The following is a 233-nucleotide window of genomic DNA, read 5'->3' on the forward strand; positions in this document are numbered from 1 at the left end:
GGCCTATAGCTCAGTTGGTTAGAGCGCACGCCTGATAAGCGTGAGGTCGGCTGTTCGAGTCAGCCTAGGCCCACCATCTATTGCTTTGCTGAGGGGTCCTCGAAAAGTATTCGGAATTACCCACGAAGCATAAGCTTCACCTTTTGAGGTTTCTCTATGGGGCTGTAGCTCAGTTGGGAGAGCGCCTGCCTTGCAAGCAGGAGGTCATCGGTTCGATCCCGTTCAGCTCCACC

1 tRNA gene is annotated in these 233 nt (G+C 54.5%); it reads left to right on the forward strand.

The features are described from left to right. Positions 1–158: 158 nt before the first annotated feature. A tRNA-Ala gene (locus SB752_RS33305) sits at positions 159–231 on the forward strand. Positions 232–233: the final 2 nt, after the last annotated feature.

Source organism: Brevibacillus sp. SIMBA_040, assembly GCF_046535075.1.
In the GTDB taxonomy this organism is placed as follows: domain Bacteria; phylum Bacillota; class Bacilli; order Brevibacillales; family Brevibacillaceae; genus Brevibacillus.